The following is a 16,319-nucleotide window of genomic DNA, read 5'->3' on the forward strand; positions in this document are numbered from 1 at the left end:
GTGTGTCTGCGTGAGCGGCGATCGTTGCTCCAGCAAGGCCGGTAGAACCGATTGTGAACGCGATCACGAGAAAGCCACAGAGGAGAGTGCGTGTATCGAGACGACTCACGCCCGTGCCCACTACGCTGATACCTAAAAGCTATTGTTTTCGTTTTCGATAGTGATTATCAGTGGGACGACGAAACAATCTCGTACAACGACAGGTGTGGATACTATGGTCTGAATACCGGCGGAGGATCGAGTCGGAAGTAAGCCATGCGCGTTATTTTCATGTTGTGGAACAGTAGATAAAATATGACTCAGACTGCTTCAACGCGTTCGAAGAGATACGTTCCGATGGCGACCATCAGCACCGACGAAACGACGAGTGCACCGAAATCGAGGAAAAGCGGATACGCTGCGGAGCCGACTAACACCGCTCGCAATCCGTCAACACCGTACGTCAGCGGATTCATGAACGCGAGTATCTGAACCGGGTCCGGAAGGCTCTCGACCGGGTAGAGCGCGCCCGAAAGGAAGAAGAGTGGAAAGATGACGAACTGGATGATCAGTCCGAATCCCTCACTATCGCTAAACTGCGAGGCGAGTGCTACCCCAAATCCGACGAACGTAACCGCGATGAGCACGAGAAAAACCGCCGCGAGCGGTAACAAGAGTAGACTGTCGAATCGAAATCCGAGCGGAACTGACAGGACGAGAATAAGCAACGCCTGCACGAGAGCCGTCGTGGATCCACCGGCGATCCGTCCGAGAACGATGGACGTGCGACTCACAGGGGCGACCAGAATCTCCTTCAGGAAGCCGACGTCCTGATCGGAGAGGATCGAAAGCCCGGCAAACGACGAGCCAAACAGCATCGTAAACCCCACCATTCCGGGGACGAGATACTGGAGATAGTCGACATCCGCCGGCAACCCGGGAATAGCGGCATCGCTAAAGCCAAATCCCAAGAATACGAGGAACAAAAGCGGCATCGAGATGGACCCGATGATTCGAGAGGGCGTCCGTACGAACCGCGTGACATCGCGCCGCCAGAGCGCATAAATGCTTCGCGGGTCGATGAAGTTCATTCGTCATCCTCCACGGATGTCGTCGATGCGCGTTGATCGGCCGTCTTCGACGATCGAGTACCCTCAAGAGCGCTATCGTTCGCATCGCTGGGCGTGTTCGACTCGCGTTCCGCAATCGTTGCGCCGGTCAGCGAAAGAAAGACGGTTTCGAGATTCGGTTTGTGAATATCGACGGACGCGATTGCAACGCCAGTCTCATCGGCTAGTCGAACGAGATCGGCGATACGAGTCTCTCCGTGCTCTACCGTGATCCGTACCTGGGCTGGACTGGTGGCGTACTCCATGACCCACGGACAGGCATCCAATCGACTGCAGAACGATGACAGTGGCCCGTCGACCTCCAAGATCACGACATCACCACCGAGCGAGTCCTTGAGGGCGGAGGGCGTATCGATGGCCGCGATTTCACCGTCATCGACGACGGCGACGCGGTCACAGAGCTGTTCCGCTTCCTCGATATAGTGGGTCGTCAGAACGATGGAAACCCCGGCCTCGTCGTTCATTCGCTGGATGTACTCCCACGTGTCTCTCCGCGTCCGTGCGTCAAGCCCGACCGTCGGCTCGTCGAGGAAGAGTACCGACGGTTCGTGCAACAGTCCACGGCCGATTTCGAGGCGGCGTTTCATCCCACCGGAGTAAGACCCGACGGGATCGTCGCGTTCCGCCTCCAGGCCGACGAGTTCGAACACCTCGTCGATGCGCTCTTCGCGGTCGGCTTTATGCTGTCCGTACAGTTGCGCGTGGAACGTCAGGTTCTCCTCACCGGTCAACTCCTCGTCCAGCGCCGGTTCCTGAAAGACGATCCCGAGGCTGTTGCGAACGGCCGCGGTTTCTTCGATGATATCGTGGCCGTTGACGGTTGCGGTCCCCGATGACGGACGAAGGAGGGTGACGAGCATGTTGATGAGCGTCGACTTCCCTGCGCCGTTTGGACCGAGCAACCCGAACAGTTCACCGTCATCGACGCGAAAGGAGAGGTCGTCGACTGCAGTCGTCTCCCCGAACGTCTTGGACAAGCGCTCAACCTGTATCGCAACCATGATAGTATGTTGGTACTCCTAATTAGCTGTTCAATACATAAGTAGTCATTGGAGAGTTTATAGGAAAGTTGGCGACGTGGTGTGCAAAGAGAGATGAGAGACGCTACAGGGGTGCAAGCCAAGTGCCTCGAGGGTAAACTCCGTGGCATTCGCCTTATTTTCCCGTGAATAATGGTGGAAAGGGCATCCTCCCAGTACACGGCGACAGGGGCGGATAGCGCGAAACCGAGTTCCGACGCGTTCGTCCGGAGTGAAAAGTGAAAGACTCGTTAGTGATTCGATCGTTTACCACGATTCAAACACATCACAGCGGGATCAGCGAGCGCCGGGTCGACGGTCCCACAGCGCTTCCGCCGTACGGAGGGCGGACACCGTTTCCGCGACATCGTGAACGCGAACGATATCCGCGCCGCGTTCCGCGGCGACGAGGTGAGCAGCGAGACTCGGCGCAATCCGTTCCTGTGGCGGCTGCTCGACGATTTCGTTCGTGAACGACTTGCGTGACGCGCCAACGAGAACCGGATAGCCGAGCGCGCTGAACTCGTCGGTTCGAGCGATGAGTTCGAGATCGTCGCCCGGGCCCGTCGCGAATCCGACCCCGGGATCGAGAACCAGCTGATCGTCGGCAACACCCGCGCTTCGAGCTCGTTCGACGCGTTCCTCCAGACGCTCGCAAACCGCAGCAACGATATCGTCGGCGGCTGGGGTGAACTCGGGCTCGACGGGGATATTGACCGCATCCATGAGAACGACCGTACAATCTCGGGACGCGACGAGCGATCGCATCTCGGGATCGTCGAGTCCGTTCTGGTCGTTGATGATGTCGGCACCGGCGTCGAGGGCCGCCTCGGCGACCGCCGGTTTGTACGTATCGACGGAGATCGTCGCCTCGATATCGGGATCGTCGACAATCCGCTCGACGACGGGAGCGACGCGCGAGAGTTCCTCGTCAATCGAAACGGGATCGGCACCAGGACGAGTGCTTTCGCCACCGATGTCGATGATAGCCGCTCCCGCTTCGTCGATTTCTCGGGCGCGTGCGATCGCGTCCGAAACCGCAGTGTAGCTGCCTCCATCGGAGAACGAATCCGGCGTTACGTTCAGAATACCCATCACCTGCGTTTTGGGCGTCCGACCCACTGCCTGCGTCGAAGTCATGTCGATACTGTCCCTCGATGATTGACGAGGATAAGTGCGATGGATTCGCTCGCATCCGTCAAGGTAACGACCATATTGTCAGCTCTGTATTCATATCATTGGTAGTATTATTATTGGGAAACGCGTTCAACCGACGGATCACTCGTGGCATTCCCCTCCTTCTCCAGTACGAGTTCAGTTGTCGGGGACCGCTTGCGCCGTGTGTCGGTCGTCGCTTCGCTGCGACGATCCGTCCCGTCACAGGCGATCGCTTCGAGAGCAGCGGCGTGAACTCGTCTCTATCTCGGCGTAGATACCGGTTGTCGAAAACGGTCTCGGTTCGGGATGACGAGTGACTTCGGTGTTCACAGTATACGAGAGGCGAAACGAATGGCCATATTCTCACCGGTGTGTCTTCTATACAAAATATATAAATAACGTAAATATATCACTTTCAATGGAACGGAAACTATGAAGTTCGAGATTGTATTGCGATAATCCATGGCATCGGAAGACCGCCATCCCGAGAAGTCAGCCCGAAGTACCGTCTCGCGGCGTGGATACCTCCGCCTGGGTGCCGTTGCGACCGTTGGTGTCGGGACGCTCACAGCGGTAGACGAGTATACCCGGTCCGCTGGCGCGGTTTCGACGGCCGATCCATCACCAGCCGACTCGGAAATCGGCGGTGGGGCGGAGTACTCCACCGATGTTACCGAAAACGATGCGACGACGACGGTCAACACCGACTCCGGACTGAAAACCGCGTTGCAGAACGCGAGTTCAGGCGATGTGGTCTGGGTCGACAGCGGTGCGACCATCGATATGACCGGAGAATCGAACATCGAGATTCCCTCGGGCGTGACCCTGGCGAGCGGGCGCGGAATCGACGGCTCACAGGGTGCGCTCTTGCACGTCGATAGCGGCATGAACGGCGAATCGCTGTTCCGGAGTTCCTACGAGACCGGCGTTCGCGTCACGGGGATACAACTTCGCGGCCCGTTCCCCGGGGGGTACTTCGATCCGCCGGAAGATTCGGACGAACCGGGGTACACCGAGAAAGAGTCGGCCGGAATCTTCGTGTACAACACCGAATCGAGCAGGACCGTCGAGATCGACAACTGCCACCTCTGGGGGTGGACGAGCGGTGCGGTTCGTCTCGGGGCAAACGCAAACGGCGGCACGAGTTGCCCGACCGGGACGCACGTCCACCACTGTTCGATTCACACGAACGCGATGGAACACCTCGGGTACGGTGTGGATCTGCTGAACGGCGACGAACACCTGATCGAGTACTGTTACTTCGACCTCAATCGCCACTGTATCGACGGCTTTGGGAACCCGGAAAACGGCTACGAGGCGCGATACAACATCGTCGATGATCGGACGGTGAGTCACGCCTTCGACATGCACAACTGGGCGAAGAATCGCGGCGACCGCGATGTGGCGGGGAGCACGATTCACATTCACCACAACACGTTCCGGTACGCGAACGAAGTGGAGGGCGAGCCGGACGAGTATCGCGATGGCGGCCCGCAGGAGTACATCAAGATACGAGAAGCGCCCGACGATCGGTGCGATATCGACAACAACTGGTTCCAACGCAAGGAGAAACCGCCGGCCGGAACCACCGGCGGCGATCAGTACGCGTACACCCAGACGGGCGTCTCCTCGTGGACGAACACGTACGAATCGAACAACGCGTTCGGTCCCGAGGAACCGGCCGCGGACATCGGCGCGCCGCGTACCGGGGACGGCGGTGGAGGTGGGACTCCGAACTTCGAGTACAACGGCGACGTGACCGCGATCAACGCGTCAGTTGACTCGCACAACAAACAGTCCGGGCTGCAACTCAGCGTCACGAACAACTTCGACTCGAAACTGAACATCACCGACGTGACGATCGAGCCGGCGAACGCAGCCATCGATGAACTCTCGGATCACTCGATGGAAGAGGGAACGTGGCAAAGCGAACTGTACGTCGACGCCGACATCCAGGACAGCGCCGCCGATATCAACAACGGCCTCTCGCTGCCTGGATCGATCGACCTGCGAAACGACGGTCACGACGACAGCGACCGCCGGTGGGCCGTGTTCTCGCCGGGATCGACGGGCGAACTGTTTCTCTACCAGTTCGAAGACGACGGTTCCGCCGTAGACATGGTCGGTGAAACCGTCGCGTTGACGATCGACTACTACCTGGACGACGGGAACTCCACAACCGGTTCGAAGACGCTTTCGCTCTCCCTCTGAGCCGGGCCACAACGGCTCCTGCGTTTCCACCCGATTCACGGGAGGAGGTCCCGGTAGTTTCCTCGGCCCGGCGATGACTCATACGGCAACTGGCAGTCAGTTCCGGCACACCCGCACCCCGCCCTGGATTGTGCCGGGAAATCGGCACGGCAGACCGTATCAGGGACGCAGCGATTCGAGCACCTCCGCACCGCGTTCGAGCGAGGCGGTGGGATCCGCGGGAGCGTCGTGTTCGTAGATTATCCATTCGGCCCCAGCGTCGCGGGCGGCCGTCACGCACGCTTCGAGGTCGACCTCCCCCTCGCCGAGTTCGACCGGCCGTCCGTCGGCAACGTCCTTGATATGAACGAGCGGAACGCGCCCCTCGAGTTGCTCGAGCAACACGACCGGGTCGTGCCCCGCGGCGACCGCCCACCCCACGTCGAGTTCGATCGAGAGCGACTCGTCGGTGTCCTCGATCAAGCGTTCGAAGGCGCTTCGACCGTCGTCCGCGCGACCCTGCCCCTCGACCGTGACGAACTCGTGATCGTGATTGTGGTAGCCGAGTTCGAAGTCGCATTGTTCGAGCCGGTCGGCGAGCGTTTCGAGTCGGATCCCGGTCTCTCGAACCGCGTCCGCCGTCGAGAAGTTTTCCGCGTCCAGATACGGCACGGTGAGTCGCTCGCTCCCGAGCGCCGCGTAGTCCGAGACGACGGCGTCGAGGTCGCTCTCGAGCGACTCGATGCTGGCGTGAGCCCCGGCGGCGGTCAGTCCGACTTCCTCGAGGACCGCCGCCGTCGTTTCCGGTGAGGTTTCGTCCAAGCCGGCGAACTCGACGCCGTCGAAGCTCGTTTCACCGACGCGGCGCAACATCGACGGAAGCGGTTCGTCGAGTTCACGGAGCGTGTACAGCTGAATTGCAGTTTTGACCATGGATCGTCTAATACGACAACGGTGATGAAAGTCGTTTCGTTCGGAACGACCGGTTTCCGATCGGCAGCTCGGTCCGGGAGCGAGATCGGCGTCTCGCACGGGTGACGTCAACGGTTCGGTGCCGGAAAGTACACCCGAGAAGGGTGGGAAGACGCGCGAAAAATACCGGAGACCGCTACCCCATCACGGTATAGGGGACGTACGTGACGAGTTCAGGAACGAAGATCAGGATGACGAGCGCCAGCAGGATCGGGATGTAGAACGGGATCACGGAGCGGATGACCTGTTCGAGGGAAGCGTCGGTCACTTTCTCGAGGACGAACAGGAGTGCACCGAACGGCGGGGTGAGCGTGCCGACCATCAGCGCGAGGATCATGACGATGCCGAAGTGGACGGGATCGATTCCGACGAGGTCGACGATGGGGATCAGAATCGGTGTCAGGATCGTAATCGACGCGGTGACGCTCATGAACGTGCCGATGATGAGAAACATGAGGACGAACAGGACGAGGATCAGCGTCGGATTCTCGGTCAGTGCGGTGATCTCTTCGGCCATCAGCGTCGGGAGGCCGAGTTGCAAGGCGACGAGTCCGTAGACGGTTGCGGAGGCGATGATGAACGTCAGCGAGAAGGTTTCGACGGTTGCGTCCGAGATTTCGTCGACGAGGTTGCCGACGTTCAGCTGTCCGGAGAGGAAGCCGTAGGCGATAACGTACACGACGGCGACCGCGCCGGCCTCCGTCGCGGTAAACCAGCCGCCGAGGAGGCCGCCGATAATGATAACGGGGATGAAGAGCGCGATGACGGAAGATTTGAGCGTTCGAACGAGATAGCGGAGGCTGAACGGCTCACCGCTGTCGTAGCCGCGTTTGCGGACGATGAGGAAGACGAACGCGAGCAGCATGAGTCCGAGGAGGATGCCGGGGAGGATGCCGCCGAGGAATAACTGGCCGATCGATTCCTCCGCGAGGACGGCATAGAGGATGACCGGAACGCTCGGCGGGATGATCGGTCCGATAAGCGCCGAGGAGCCCGTGACGCCGAGCGAGATGTCCCGTTCGTAGCCGTAGTCGCGCATCGCGCTGTACTCGACGCGGCCGAGACCGGCTGCGTCCGCCAGTGCGAGCCCGGACATCCCCGAAAAGAGGATGCTCGCGACGACGTTTACGTACGCGATTCCGCCGCGGAACTGTCGAACCGCAGCGTTTGCGACGTCGAAGATATCTCTGGTCATGCCGGTTGCGTTCATCAGCCGCCCGAGCAACACGTAAAACGGGATCGCAAGCAGGACGAAACTGTTGACGCCGTTGAAGAGGCGGCTGTTGATCAATCCCGGGTCGAATCCGGTTCCGACGCCGGGGACGAGCATGACGACGATGCTCGTCGAGAGCATCGCGATGGCAACCGGAACGCCGAGGCCGTACAGGAGAAACAGCGGTCCCAGAAACAAGATTGCGAGGAGCAGAAGTTCGTTCATTCCGATCGGACCTCCCGAAGGCGCTTCCAGAGGGTCGTCCCGCGGACCTCGTCGCTGACGAGGTGCCACAGTTTGATCGACTCGTTGACGAGCATCAGTCCGAGGCCGCCGGCGATCAGCAGGAACATCATACCGAGCGTTGCCCACGAGAGGCCGACGATTTGGGTATCCAGGTTGCTGATCCCGCCGAGGACGAGGTGGTAGACGACGACCGCGAGCGTCGACACGACGACGAGGAGGACGAACACGTCGACGGCGTACTTGACCCGCGGATACCGCTTCCCGACGCGATCGAGCAGGAACTCCAGTTTGATGTTTTCGTTGTTGCGAGAGGCGATCGCCGCGCCGAAGTACGTCCCGACGATCAACGCGAACCGGCCGACCGGTTCCGTCCAGTACCAATCCAGTGGCAGGTCAAGGAGGCGAATCGCGACCTGCAACGTCGCCATGAGGATGGTCGTCGCGAAGATGAGTCCACCCGCGTAGAGAACGAGTGTATCGTACAGCGTATCCTGTTTCAACCCGAGTCGCTGATCGATCTCCATACACTACGTGTTACCATACCATAGATTATGAAAGTACGGGGTCACGTCACGCACTGTATTGCCGGTCGAACCAGTGGCCGAGGCGCGGTTGCGGCGGTGGGAGGAGAGCCGCCACCGGATCTCTCACGGGAACCGAACCGTCAGATCTGCCGCCAATCATCCCACTCGCCGGCCCAATCGCCGAACATCTCCTCGACGACGGGCTCGGCGGCGTTCCGGAACGCATCCTGATCGACGTCCTCGACGATTTCCATGCCGGCGTCCTCGAGTTCCTGAAACAGGGTCTCCTCGTTTTCCCGCGCGTCGGCGGAAATCTGCTGTGTCGCCTCCACCGACGCCTCGTCGACGAGTTCTCGATGCGCGTCGTCGAGCCCCTGGTAGAACTCGTCGTTCATGTACAGGGCACCGACCTGGACGTGGTGGCCGGTGAGGCTGAGGTAGTCCTGGACCTCCTGGAGGTTGAACGAGTGGATCTGCGGAACGTCGCCCTCGGAGGCCTCGACGACGCCGGTCTGGAGGCCGCTGTACAGTTCGTCCAGCGAGACCGGCGTCGGGTTGGCACCGATTTCGCTCCAGATGTCGACCCACTCGTCGATTTCGGGGAGTCGCAACTCGATGCCGTCGACATCGCTCGGCTCGCGAACCGGCTCGTTCGACGTGAAGTGTCTGAGACCGCGGTAGATCCACTCGCCCATCATAAACTGGTTGCCGTCCGAGCGCATCTCCTCGTGAGCGGGTTGGAAGTCTTCGTGTTCGGTCACCCGCGTCAGATGCTCGTAATCCTCGAAGACGACGGGGATGTTAACGAACGAGTAGTCCTCGGCGTACATCATGTACGGCCACCGCGAGTCGGCGTGGGCCTCGACCGTCCCCTCCCGACAGAGGTCGGAAATTTCCTCCTCGCCGCCGTAGGCTCCGCCCTCGGAGACGGTAACTTCGAGTTCGTCGTCGCTTTCCTCCTCGACGATCGACTTGAACTCCTCGGCCGCGTCGACGACGACGTGACCGGGTTCGTAGGTGCTCGCGATCGTGATCTCGTTGCCCCCGCTGCCGCCGCCCAGACAGCCCGCGACCGCCGTCAGACCGACGCCGCTCGCGCTCACAGCAGCCTGTTTGAGGACGGTCCGCCTACTATGGTAATCACTCCCATGAGCCATACGTAGGTGGTCACGATCGGTCGTGTTAATACTTTGGTTGCTTCTCACGAGCGGCGACCAAGGGCGTCGAAAACCGTTTGTACCGGTCTCGTCGTACCAGTTCCTACGGATCACGCACTGGTCGTCGTCGCGGCCGAGTACGACTGCAAGCACGTCTTCATCGCGGGTGACAAGCGATCGCCGACCGGCAAGGCACTCTTCGGTGACGAGGCACAGTCCGTCCTCCTGCACTTCGACGGCCCGGTGACGGCGCTCATCGGCTACTCCCCGCCGGCAGGTTTTTGCTGACCGGGATCACAGCACACCGTATGGCTGAGACAGCGACCGCCCTCGTGATGCACGAAGCCCCACACCAGGGATCCGTCGACGAACTCGCGGCCGCGGTCCGCGATCGAAATTCGGAGATTCCGCTCACGAAGGCCTACAGTTACGAGGACTCGAAACGAGCGCTGCAGGACGAAGGCACGGAAATCGTCATCACGCGGGCGCTTCCCGACGAACTCCTCGCGGAGGCACCCGCAGTGCGCTGGATCCAGGCGCTTAGCGCCGGCGTCGATCACTACGACATCGAACGGCTCCGCGACCGGGGCATTCGCCTGACGAACGCCTCCGGCGTCCACGCAAACCCCGCCGCGGAGCAAGTTCTCGGGTACATGCTGCAGTTCGAGCGAAATCTCCGGCGGGGCTTCCGTCAACAGACACGACGGGAGTGGCGCCACTTCGGCGGCGGCGAACTCGCCGATGGAACGCTCGGCGTCATCGGCGTCGGCGAAATCGGCGGGCGCATCGCTGAACTCGGGTCGGCGTTCGAGATGACGACGCTCGGCCTCCGGCAGTCACCGGATCGCGGTCACGACGCTATCGACGAGATGTTCGGGCCGGACGAGTTGCACGCGCTCCTCGCACGCTCCGATTACGTGGCGCTGGCCTGCCCGCTCACCGACGGGACCCACGGCTTACTGAGCGCTCGCGAGTTCGAGTCGATGCCCCAGCACGGCGTGGTGCTAAACGTGGCCCGAGGCGAGATCATCGACGAACCGGCGCTCATCGCCGCGCTCCAGAAGGGGACGATCGGCGGTGCGGCACTCGACGTGCAGCGCCGGGAGCCGTTACCGGCAGACTCGCCGCTGTGGGATCTCTCGAACGTCATCATCACGCCGCACATGGCGGGGTCGACGCCGAACTATCTCGACCGCTGTGCGGATATCTTTGTGTCGAACTACGACCGGTACGTGCGTGGCGAGACCGACGAGTTCGAAAACCAAATCGTCTGAGGACCGGCGCTCATCGGTCGGTCGTCGATCCGCAAGTCGCTTAGTCGGATCGAAGACACCGGTTGAGGCCGTTGAGGTACCCGACCGCTTGGGCGCGGCCTCGGTGGCCCCAGTCGGTGTCGCCGACCACATCGGGAACGTGGTCCGGAACGACGACGCCGCTGAAGCCGACGTCGTGGAGCGTCTGCATGACCGCTCGTTCGTCGAAATTGCTGTTCTCGTCGTCCAGGAACGTCTCTTTGAACGACGGCCAGGTTCCGACGACATCGCGGAAGTGGACAAAGACGATGTCGTCACGCTCGCCGAAGGTTCGGACGACCTCGTCGACAGCGACATCGGGCATCTCCGAAAAACACCCCAAACACAGCTTCAGGCCGTGGTTGTCGCTCGGAACGGCGTCCATCGCGCGCTCGAACGCCGACACGTCGCGAAAGAGCCGCGGAATCCCGCCCAGCTGTTCGACCGTCGGCGGGTCGGCCGGGTGTAACGCCATCGTGACGCCGGCCTCCTCGGCTACCGGGAGGACTTCCGCGAGGAACCGTTCGTAATGCTCCCAGAGTTCGGCTTCGGTGAACTCCCGCTCGAGGTTCTCGACGGGTTCGTACGGATCGTCGAGCGACTCGATATCGAACTCGCTCGAGGCCGCACCGCCGCGAACGGGCGTCGACTCGGACGTGCGCATCGGAACGACGCCGCGAGGGTTCCACTGGTAGCCGAGGATCGGCACGTCGGCCTCGCCGAGATTCCGAACGAGTTCCGTAATCGTCTCGAGTTGGTCGTCCCTCCCCGCTTTGCCGAGCATAATCTTCCCGTAGACGTTGTAGTTCAGCGATTGGATGCCCATGAACCGAAGGCCGTGTTCGGCGGCTCGCTCGCGCGCCTCGACGAGTTCCGAGACAGACGGGACGACGCCCTCGTCGATCGTGATCGTCGTCTCGTCGTCCGAGCCCTCGTCGGTGAAGATGTCGCCGCGGGGCAGCCGGTGGTCGACGAAGACGTCGTCGACGCCGATCTGTTTGCAGTACGCGAGCCGGTCGTCCGCGAGCGTCCGCGTCCGCACGCCGACGCGCATCGGCAGGTCGGCCGTCGTCGCAGGAGTGGGTCGTGTCATCTACGGTGAACTCGTCCTCGTATCGGACCAAATAGCTTCCGACGAGTCGCAATCGACCTCGACAGCGGTACTCGCGTCGATGGCACGGCTCCAGGTGCCCGGCGCTGACGATTACGTCCGGTCGCCGCCCGCACTAGCCACCGTCCTCGACGGGTTGCCACGGCGGCTCGTCGACGCCGTGCGTTTCGGCGAGTTCGGAGAGCGTCGCTCGGACGCCGGTGCCGATCGGAACGCCGTCCCGTTCACGCCGTTCTTTCGTCCGTGCCTCCGGTTCGCCGGGAAGCAACACCTCGTCGAACTCGGTGCGGGGCGGCGTCGATTTGAGTTCCGTCGCCATGACGGACAAGCGCTCTTTGAACGCCTCGGGGTCGGTAAACGCGGAGACGTCGATCACCCCGATCATGTGTCCCAGGCCGGCCGGCGTCGTCATATCGTCGTACATCGTCGGCACGTCGTCGCCGAACGCCGTATCCAGGAGGAGGCCGCAGAACGCGTCGACCACCAGGCCGAGGCCGTAGCCCTTCGGCCCGGCCATCGGTCGGAGTGCGTGGAACTCCTCGGGGTCGGTAACGGGGTCGCCCGATCCGTCGACCGCCCACTCCGGCGGGATCTCCTCGTCTTCTTCCGCCGCGAGGATGACGTTTCCCTTCGCGGTCACGCTCGTGGCCATATCGAGCGTGACCGGGTAGCCGAGGTTCGAAGGCAGTCCGACGGAGATCGGATTCGTCCCGAAGTACGGATCAGCGCCGCCGAACGGTGCGACGTTCGGGCCTGCGTGGGTCATCCCGATCCCGATGTAATCGTGGTCGGCGGCGACGTTCGTGTAGTACGAGGCGGTGCCGAAGTGGTTGCTATTGCGGACGCCGACGAAAGCACAGCCCGTTCCTGTCGCACGTTCCATCGCCGCTTCCATCGCTCGAGCGGTACCGACCTGTCCGGGACCCCCATCGGCGTTCAGAATTGCCGTTCCCGCCGCCGTCTCCTCGATCGTCATGTCGGGCTCCGTCTCGATCCCCCCTGATTCGATGCGTTCGACGTAGGGGTCCAGCCGAACGACGCCGTGCGTGTCGATGCCGCGAAGATTCGCGTCGACGAGCGTCTCGGCGACCGTGGCAGCGTGAGACGCGGAGAGACCGGCCGCTGCCAGCGTCCGCGCGGCGAACGTTTCGAGGGCGTCCGGATCGGCCCGGACGGCGACGGACGAGTTCACCGTCATCTTACGCGTACCCGCTGTCGACGATTCGCGCGTAGTACGTTTCGGCCCGCTCCTTGTCCGAGTCGGAGAGATCGACGAGCGGTTCCCGAACCGGTCCGCCGACGAGGCCGGCGAGATCCATGCCGTACTTGACCGCGGGCACGTTGTTGGCGGCCGCGAACGGATTATTCGGGCCGGATTCCGCCCGCAGGTTCTCGTAGGGCCGGATGCGGTTTCGGATGCGTCGCGCCCGCTCGAAGTCCTCAGCCTCGATCGCCTCGTGCAGCGCCATCGAAGCGGCCGGCGCGAAGTTTCCGATGCCGGTCGTGAATCCCTCGGCCCCCTCGAGTGCGAACGACGGAGCGAATCGCTCCGCGATGCCGTTGATGCAGACGAACTCGTCGTCGACGCGATCGACGAGGTGGGAAAACGCCTGGATGTCGTTAACGGCGTACTTGACGCCGACGATGTTCTCGACCGTCGAGAGGGATGCGATTGCGTCGTCGCTGAGTTCGGGGCCGCGTTTGTACATGACCACCCCGAGGTCGGTTCGCGCCGCGATATCGCGGTAGTACCGCCTGACCCCTTCCTCGTGGAGGTACGTGTGATCCGGGTGCATGATCATGATCCCGTCGACGCCGATCTCGTCGTAGGTGCGTGCCAGATCGACGACGTTTTTCGTGCTGCCGGCTGCACCGGCGACCACGGTGCTATCGCCGGCGACGGCGTCGACCGTCGATTCGACGACGCCGATGCGTTCGTCGCGGGTTAGCGAGTAGTACTCGCCGGTGTTGCCACACGGGATAAACAGCGAGCCGTTCGCGGCTTCGATCGCCTCGAGATTGGTTTCGTACGCCTCGTACTGCACGTCTCGTCTATCGTCGCTGAACGGAACGGCTGTGGTAAATGCGACGCTCCGAAGCCCCGCTTTCAGGTCTTTGTAACTCATCCACATACGACGTGTCACAACCAGCGTAATATGGCTTGTGGCTCAGGCAACCACGGGTCCGTCGCAGAGGATCTGTCGCATCGATTCACCGGAGTTGCCATCGAACAGGAAATCGATACTGTCGAACGCGATCGTAGCTACGAGTACTGCGTGTTGAGTTCGATGACCCTCGCGACGTTCGTGACGAGCGTCGGGAGTTCCTTTTCGAAGTACTCGCCGCTGGCGCGCTTCGTCGGGACCGTCACGCTCAGACCGGCAATCGTCTCGGGGCCGCATTCGATCGGGGCGGCGACACAGCAGATGCCTTCGATCCGTTCCTCCCTGTCGTAGGCGTACCCGCGCTCGCGAATCGTCTCGATGCGCTCCCGGAGTTCACCTCGGTCGACGACGGTGTGTTCCGTTCGCGGTCGTAGCTCGCTGTTCGACAGGATCTCCTCGACGCGGTCGTCAGGGAGGACCGAGAGGATGGTTTTTCCGACCGCCGTAGAGTGAAGCGACACGCTCGTCCCGAGTTGTGAGTCCGTCTGGACGTATCGGTGACCGCGCGATTGGTAGAAGTAGATGCCTTCGCCCTGGTACTCGACGACGACCTGGGCGCGTTCACCGGTTTGATCGACGATATCGTCGATTTCCGCCTTCGCCGCCCGGTACAGATTCTGGTACCGATCGGTGCTTCGGGCTGCGCCACCGAGAGTCAGGAACGGCAGGCCGACGTGATACTCATCACCGATCCGAAATAGGTATCCCATTTCGGTGAGCGTCTGGAGGTGAGCGTGCACCGTACTCTTGGAGTGACCAAGCGTCTTCGCGAGTTCGGAGACGGTCGCACCGTCGGTCGACGAAATCCGTTCGATGATCGTGAACGCGGTGCGCGTCGACTTGATCTGTTTCCGTTCTGTCGATCCCATGAGGGTGTCAATCACACCCGCGGTAATATAATTATCGCAGCAGTTCGACACTGTCGAACGGGGTCGAGCGCGGAGACGGGAGCGCATCGCGAGTACCACGATGGATTACGAATGTACGGTTGTAAATATAGTGTCGGTTTCCCTTCGATCGTGATCGGCGTTCGCTCCATATATCATGGATCCATCCGTTGGCAGCCGAACGAGATGAGTTACGGCCACTACTGAATCCGTTCCGATTTGGAAATAGTTCCGCGAGTGCTCCTGTGAGCGCGGTATTACTGGCACTACGAACGATCGGTCCGCGATATACGGCCGTCCCGACTGCGAACGCCTCCGTCACTGGCGTTTCCTATTGGATCGCCCATAGATAGACTGGTTCCGGTGAAATCTCCCTCGGCGACCACGCCCCCTCGATTAGACGTCGACCTTGGGAATATTCTATGATACGTGGATTTATCTGGTGGAGGGGAGAACAACGATCAATGGCCGACAGTCAACTGCTGACGACGACCGAAACATCGCTGGCGGTAATCGAAACGATTCAAGAGCGAGACGGGGCGACGCCGGCGGAGTTGGCGGCAGCACTCGATCTCTCCGAGAGTACAGTGTACAAACACCTCTATACCCTCGGTAAACACGGCTACGTCGTCGCGACCGGCGATACGTACCGACTCGGCGGCCGGTTCTATCATTTCGGGATGTACGTTCGAAACCGCAGCAAGATCTACGAACTCGCGGGAAAGTACGTGATCGAACTCGCAGAGCAATCGAACGAGGAATCCGACTTCGGCATCGAAGAAAACGGCCGCATCGTCACGCTGTTCGACTCGGTCGGCAGCTCAGCGACTCCGAGTTCGCGACTCAACAACTACGAATACATGCACACGACGGCGATCGGAAAGGCGATCCTCGCTCGCCTTCCGCCGTCCCGCATCGACCAGATCATCGGCCGCTGGGGACTCCCCCGGCTCACCGACCAGACGATCACGTCCCGAGAAGCGCTGGACGACGAACTCGCACGGATTCGAGAGCGAGGCTACGCGATCAACGACCAGGAGTCGATCCCCGGAAAGCGCGTCGCCGGCGTCGTTGCCGAAGACCCGTCCGGAAACATCATCGGCGGCTTTACCGTCTCCGGACCGGCCTATCGGATCGAAGACGCCGATCTCTACCGAGAATTTCCCGACATCCTCCGGCGAGTCGTCCCCGAGTTCGAAACCGAACTCGATTCGCAGGGACTCGTCTGAGCGGTGGAACCGGGCGCGTCATCGATTTCGGCTCGATCGACGAAGAT

Annotated in this window: 15 protein-coding genes; 4 read left to right on the top strand and 11 right to left on the bottom strand. The window is 61.4% G+C overall.

What is annotated here, in order from left to right:
• Window positions 1-299: 299 nt before the first annotated feature.
• The 3 genes from C481_RS00745 to folP all read right to left on the bottom strand — a co-directional run bounded on the left by C481_RS00745 (window position 300) and on the right by folP (window position 3,268).
• Window positions 300-1,070: an ABC transporter permease gene (locus C481_RS00745; RefSeq protein ID WP_006106827.1), complete on the bottom strand. Its 771-nt coding sequence runs from the start codon at window positions 1,068-1,070 to the stop codon at window positions 300-302.
• On the bottom strand, window positions 1,067-2,110 hold the full coding sequence (locus C481_RS00750) for a daunorubicin resistance protein DrrA family ABC transporter ATP-binding protein (protein ID WP_006106828.1): 1,044 nt from the start codon (window positions 2,108-2,110) through the stop codon (window positions 1,067-1,069). Before C481_RS00750 ends, C481_RS00745 begins: the two co-directional genes overlap by 4 nt.
• Before the next feature lie 315 nt (window positions 2,111-2,425).
• Complete coding sequence (gene folP / locus C481_RS00755) at window positions 2,426-3,268, bottom strand: dihydropteroate synthase (protein WP_006106829.1); 843 nt, start codon at window positions 3,266-3,268, stop codon at window positions 2,426-2,428.
• 480 nt (window positions 3,269-3,748) lie between these two features.
• On the opposite strand from folP, the gene C481_RS00760 reads away from it, so the two are divergent.
• Complete coding sequence (locus C481_RS00760; protein WP_006106830.1) at window positions 3,749-5,497, top strand: right-handed parallel beta-helix repeat-containing protein; 1,749 nt, start codon at window positions 3,749-3,751, stop codon at window positions 5,495-5,497.
• 159 nt (window positions 5,498-5,656) lie between these two features.
• On the opposite strand, the gene C481_RS00765 is transcribed toward C481_RS00760, so the two are convergent.
• From C481_RS00765 to C481_RS00780, 4 genes are all read right to left on the bottom strand, one after another.
• On the bottom strand, window positions 5,657-6,409 hold the full coding sequence (locus C481_RS00765; RefSeq protein ID WP_006106831.1) for a sugar phosphate isomerase/epimerase family protein: 753 nt from the start codon (window positions 6,407-6,409) through the stop codon (window positions 5,657-5,659).
• 175 nt (window positions 6,410-6,584) lie between these two features.
• Complete coding sequence (locus tag C481_RS00770; RefSeq protein WP_006106832.1) at window positions 6,585-7,886, bottom strand: TRAP transporter large permease; 1,302 nt, start codon at window positions 7,884-7,886, stop codon at window positions 6,585-6,587.
• Window positions 7,883-8,431 carry a TRAP transporter small permease subunit gene (locus tag C481_RS00775; protein WP_006106833.1) on the bottom strand — a complete coding sequence of 183 codons (549 nt, stop codon included), beginning with the start codon at window positions 8,429-8,431 and terminating at the stop codon, window positions 7,883-7,885. Before C481_RS00775 ends, C481_RS00770 begins: the two co-directional genes overlap by 4 nt.
• A gap of 140 nt (window positions 8,432-8,571) precedes the next feature.
• Complete coding sequence (locus C481_RS00780; RefSeq protein ID WP_083860863.1) at window positions 8,572-9,588, bottom strand: TRAP transporter substrate-binding protein; 1,017 nt, start codon at window positions 9,586-9,588, stop codon at window positions 8,572-8,574.
• Between the two features lie 33 nt (window positions 9,589-9,621).
• On the opposite strand from C481_RS00780, the gene C481_RS00785 reads away from it, so the two are divergent.
• On the top strand, window positions 9,622-9,876 hold the full coding sequence (locus tag C481_RS00785; RefSeq protein WP_006106835.1) for a universal stress protein: 255 nt from the start codon (window positions 9,622-9,624) through the stop codon (window positions 9,874-9,876).
• Window positions 9,877-9,896: 20 nt separating this feature from the next.
• Complete coding sequence (locus tag C481_RS00790; RefSeq protein WP_006106836.1) at window positions 9,897-10,862, top strand: D-2-hydroxyacid dehydrogenase; 966 nt, start codon at window positions 9,897-9,899, stop codon at window positions 10,860-10,862.
• Between the two features lie 40 nt (window positions 10,863-10,902).
• Here C481_RS00790 and C481_RS00795 read toward each other — a convergent pair whose 3' ends face one another.
• The 4 genes from C481_RS00795 to C481_RS00810 all read right to left on the bottom strand — a co-directional run bounded on the left by C481_RS00795 (window position 10,903) and on the right by C481_RS00810 (window position 15,025).
• The gene (locus tag C481_RS00795; RefSeq protein ID WP_049904311.1) at window positions 10,903-11,934 is read right to left on the bottom strand and encodes a mannonate dehydratase; all 1,032 of its coding nucleotides are present in this window, start codon (window positions 11,932-11,934) and stop codon (window positions 10,903-10,905) included.
• 172 nt (window positions 11,935-12,106) lie between these two features.
• Complete coding sequence (locus tag C481_RS00800; protein ID WP_006106838.1) at window positions 12,107-13,189, bottom strand: Ldh family oxidoreductase; 1,083 nt, start codon at window positions 13,187-13,189, stop codon at window positions 12,107-12,109.
• 1 nt (window position 13,190) lies between these two features.
• Complete coding sequence (locus tag C481_RS00805) at window positions 13,191-14,117, bottom strand: dihydrodipicolinate synthase family protein (RefSeq protein WP_049904312.1); 927 nt, start codon at window positions 14,115-14,117, stop codon at window positions 13,191-13,193.
• Window positions 14,118-14,254: 137 nt separating this feature from the next.
• A complete protein-coding gene (locus C481_RS00810; RefSeq protein ID WP_006106840.1) occupies window positions 14,255-15,025 on the bottom strand; it encodes an IclR family transcriptional regulator in 771 nt (256 codons plus the stop codon).
• 482 nt (window positions 15,026-15,507) lie between these two features.
• On the opposite strand from C481_RS00810, the gene C481_RS00815 reads away from it, so the two are divergent.
• Entirely contained in the window at window positions 15,508-16,272 is a 765-nt protein-coding gene (locus C481_RS00815) for an IclR family transcriptional regulator (protein WP_006106841.1), read from the top strand.
• The last annotated feature ends 47 nt before the right edge of the window (window positions 16,273-16,319 follow it).

The organism is Natrialba asiatica DSM 12278 (assembly GCF_000337555.1).
GTDB classification, from domain to species: domain Archaea; phylum Halobacteriota; class Halobacteria; order Halobacteriales; family Natrialbaceae; genus Natrialba; species Natrialba asiatica.

What these genes read in the sequence shown, in the direction of transcription:
- C481_RS00805 (WP_049904312.1), bottom strand. Translation starts at nt 14,117, where the DNA reads ATGAGTTACAAAGACCTGAAAGCGGGGCTTCGGAGCGTCGCATTTACC.
- C481_RS00765 (WP_006106831.1), bottom strand. Translation starts at nt 6,409, where the DNA reads ATGGTCAAAACTGCAATTCAGCTGTACACGCTCCGTGAACTCGACGAA.
- C481_RS00770 (WP_006106832.1), bottom strand. Translation starts at nt 7,886, where the DNA reads ATGAACGAACTTCTGCTCCTCGCAATCTTGTTTCTGGGACCGCTGTTT.
- C481_RS00750 (WP_006106828.1), bottom strand. Translation starts at nt 2,110, where the DNA reads ATGGTTGCGATACAGGTTGAGCGCTTGTCCAAGACGTTCGGGGAGACG.
- C481_RS00810 (WP_006106840.1), bottom strand. Translation starts at nt 15,025, where the DNA reads ATGGGATCGACAGAACGGAAACAGATCAAGTCGACGCGCACCGCGTTC.
- folP (WP_006106829.1), bottom strand. Translation starts at nt 3,268, where the DNA reads ATGACTTCGACGCAGGCAGTGGGTCGGACGCCCAAAACGCAGGTGATG.
- C481_RS00760 (WP_006106830.1), top strand. Translation starts at nt 3,749, where the DNA reads ATGGCATCGGAAGACCGCCATCCCGAGAAGTCAGCCCGAAGTACCGTC.
- C481_RS00815 (WP_006106841.1), top strand. Translation starts at nt 15,508, where the DNA reads ATGGCCGACAGTCAACTGCTGACGACGACCGAAACATCGCTGGCGGTA.
- C481_RS00790 (WP_006106836.1), top strand. Translation starts at nt 9,897, where the DNA reads ATGGCTGAGACAGCGACCGCCCTCGTGATGCACGAAGCCCCACACCAG.
- C481_RS00780 (WP_083860863.1), bottom strand. Translation starts at nt 9,588, where the DNA reads ATGGCTCATGGGAGTGATTACCATAGTAGGCGGACCGTCCTCAAACAG.
- C481_RS00795 (WP_049904311.1), bottom strand. Translation starts at nt 11,934, where the DNA reads ATGCGCGTCGGCGTGCGGACGCGGACGCTCGCGGACGACCGGCTCGCG.
- C481_RS00775 (WP_006106833.1), bottom strand. Translation starts at nt 8,431, where the DNA reads ATGGAGATCGATCAGCGACTCGGGTTGAAACAGGATACGCTGTACGAT.
- C481_RS00800 (WP_006106838.1), bottom strand. Translation starts at nt 13,189, where the DNA reads ATGACGGTGAACTCGTCCGTCGCCGTCCGGGCCGATCCGGACGCCCTC.
- C481_RS00745 (WP_006106827.1), bottom strand. Translation starts at nt 1,070, where the DNA reads ATGAACTTCATCGACCCGCGAAGCATTTATGCGCTCTGGCGGCGCGAT.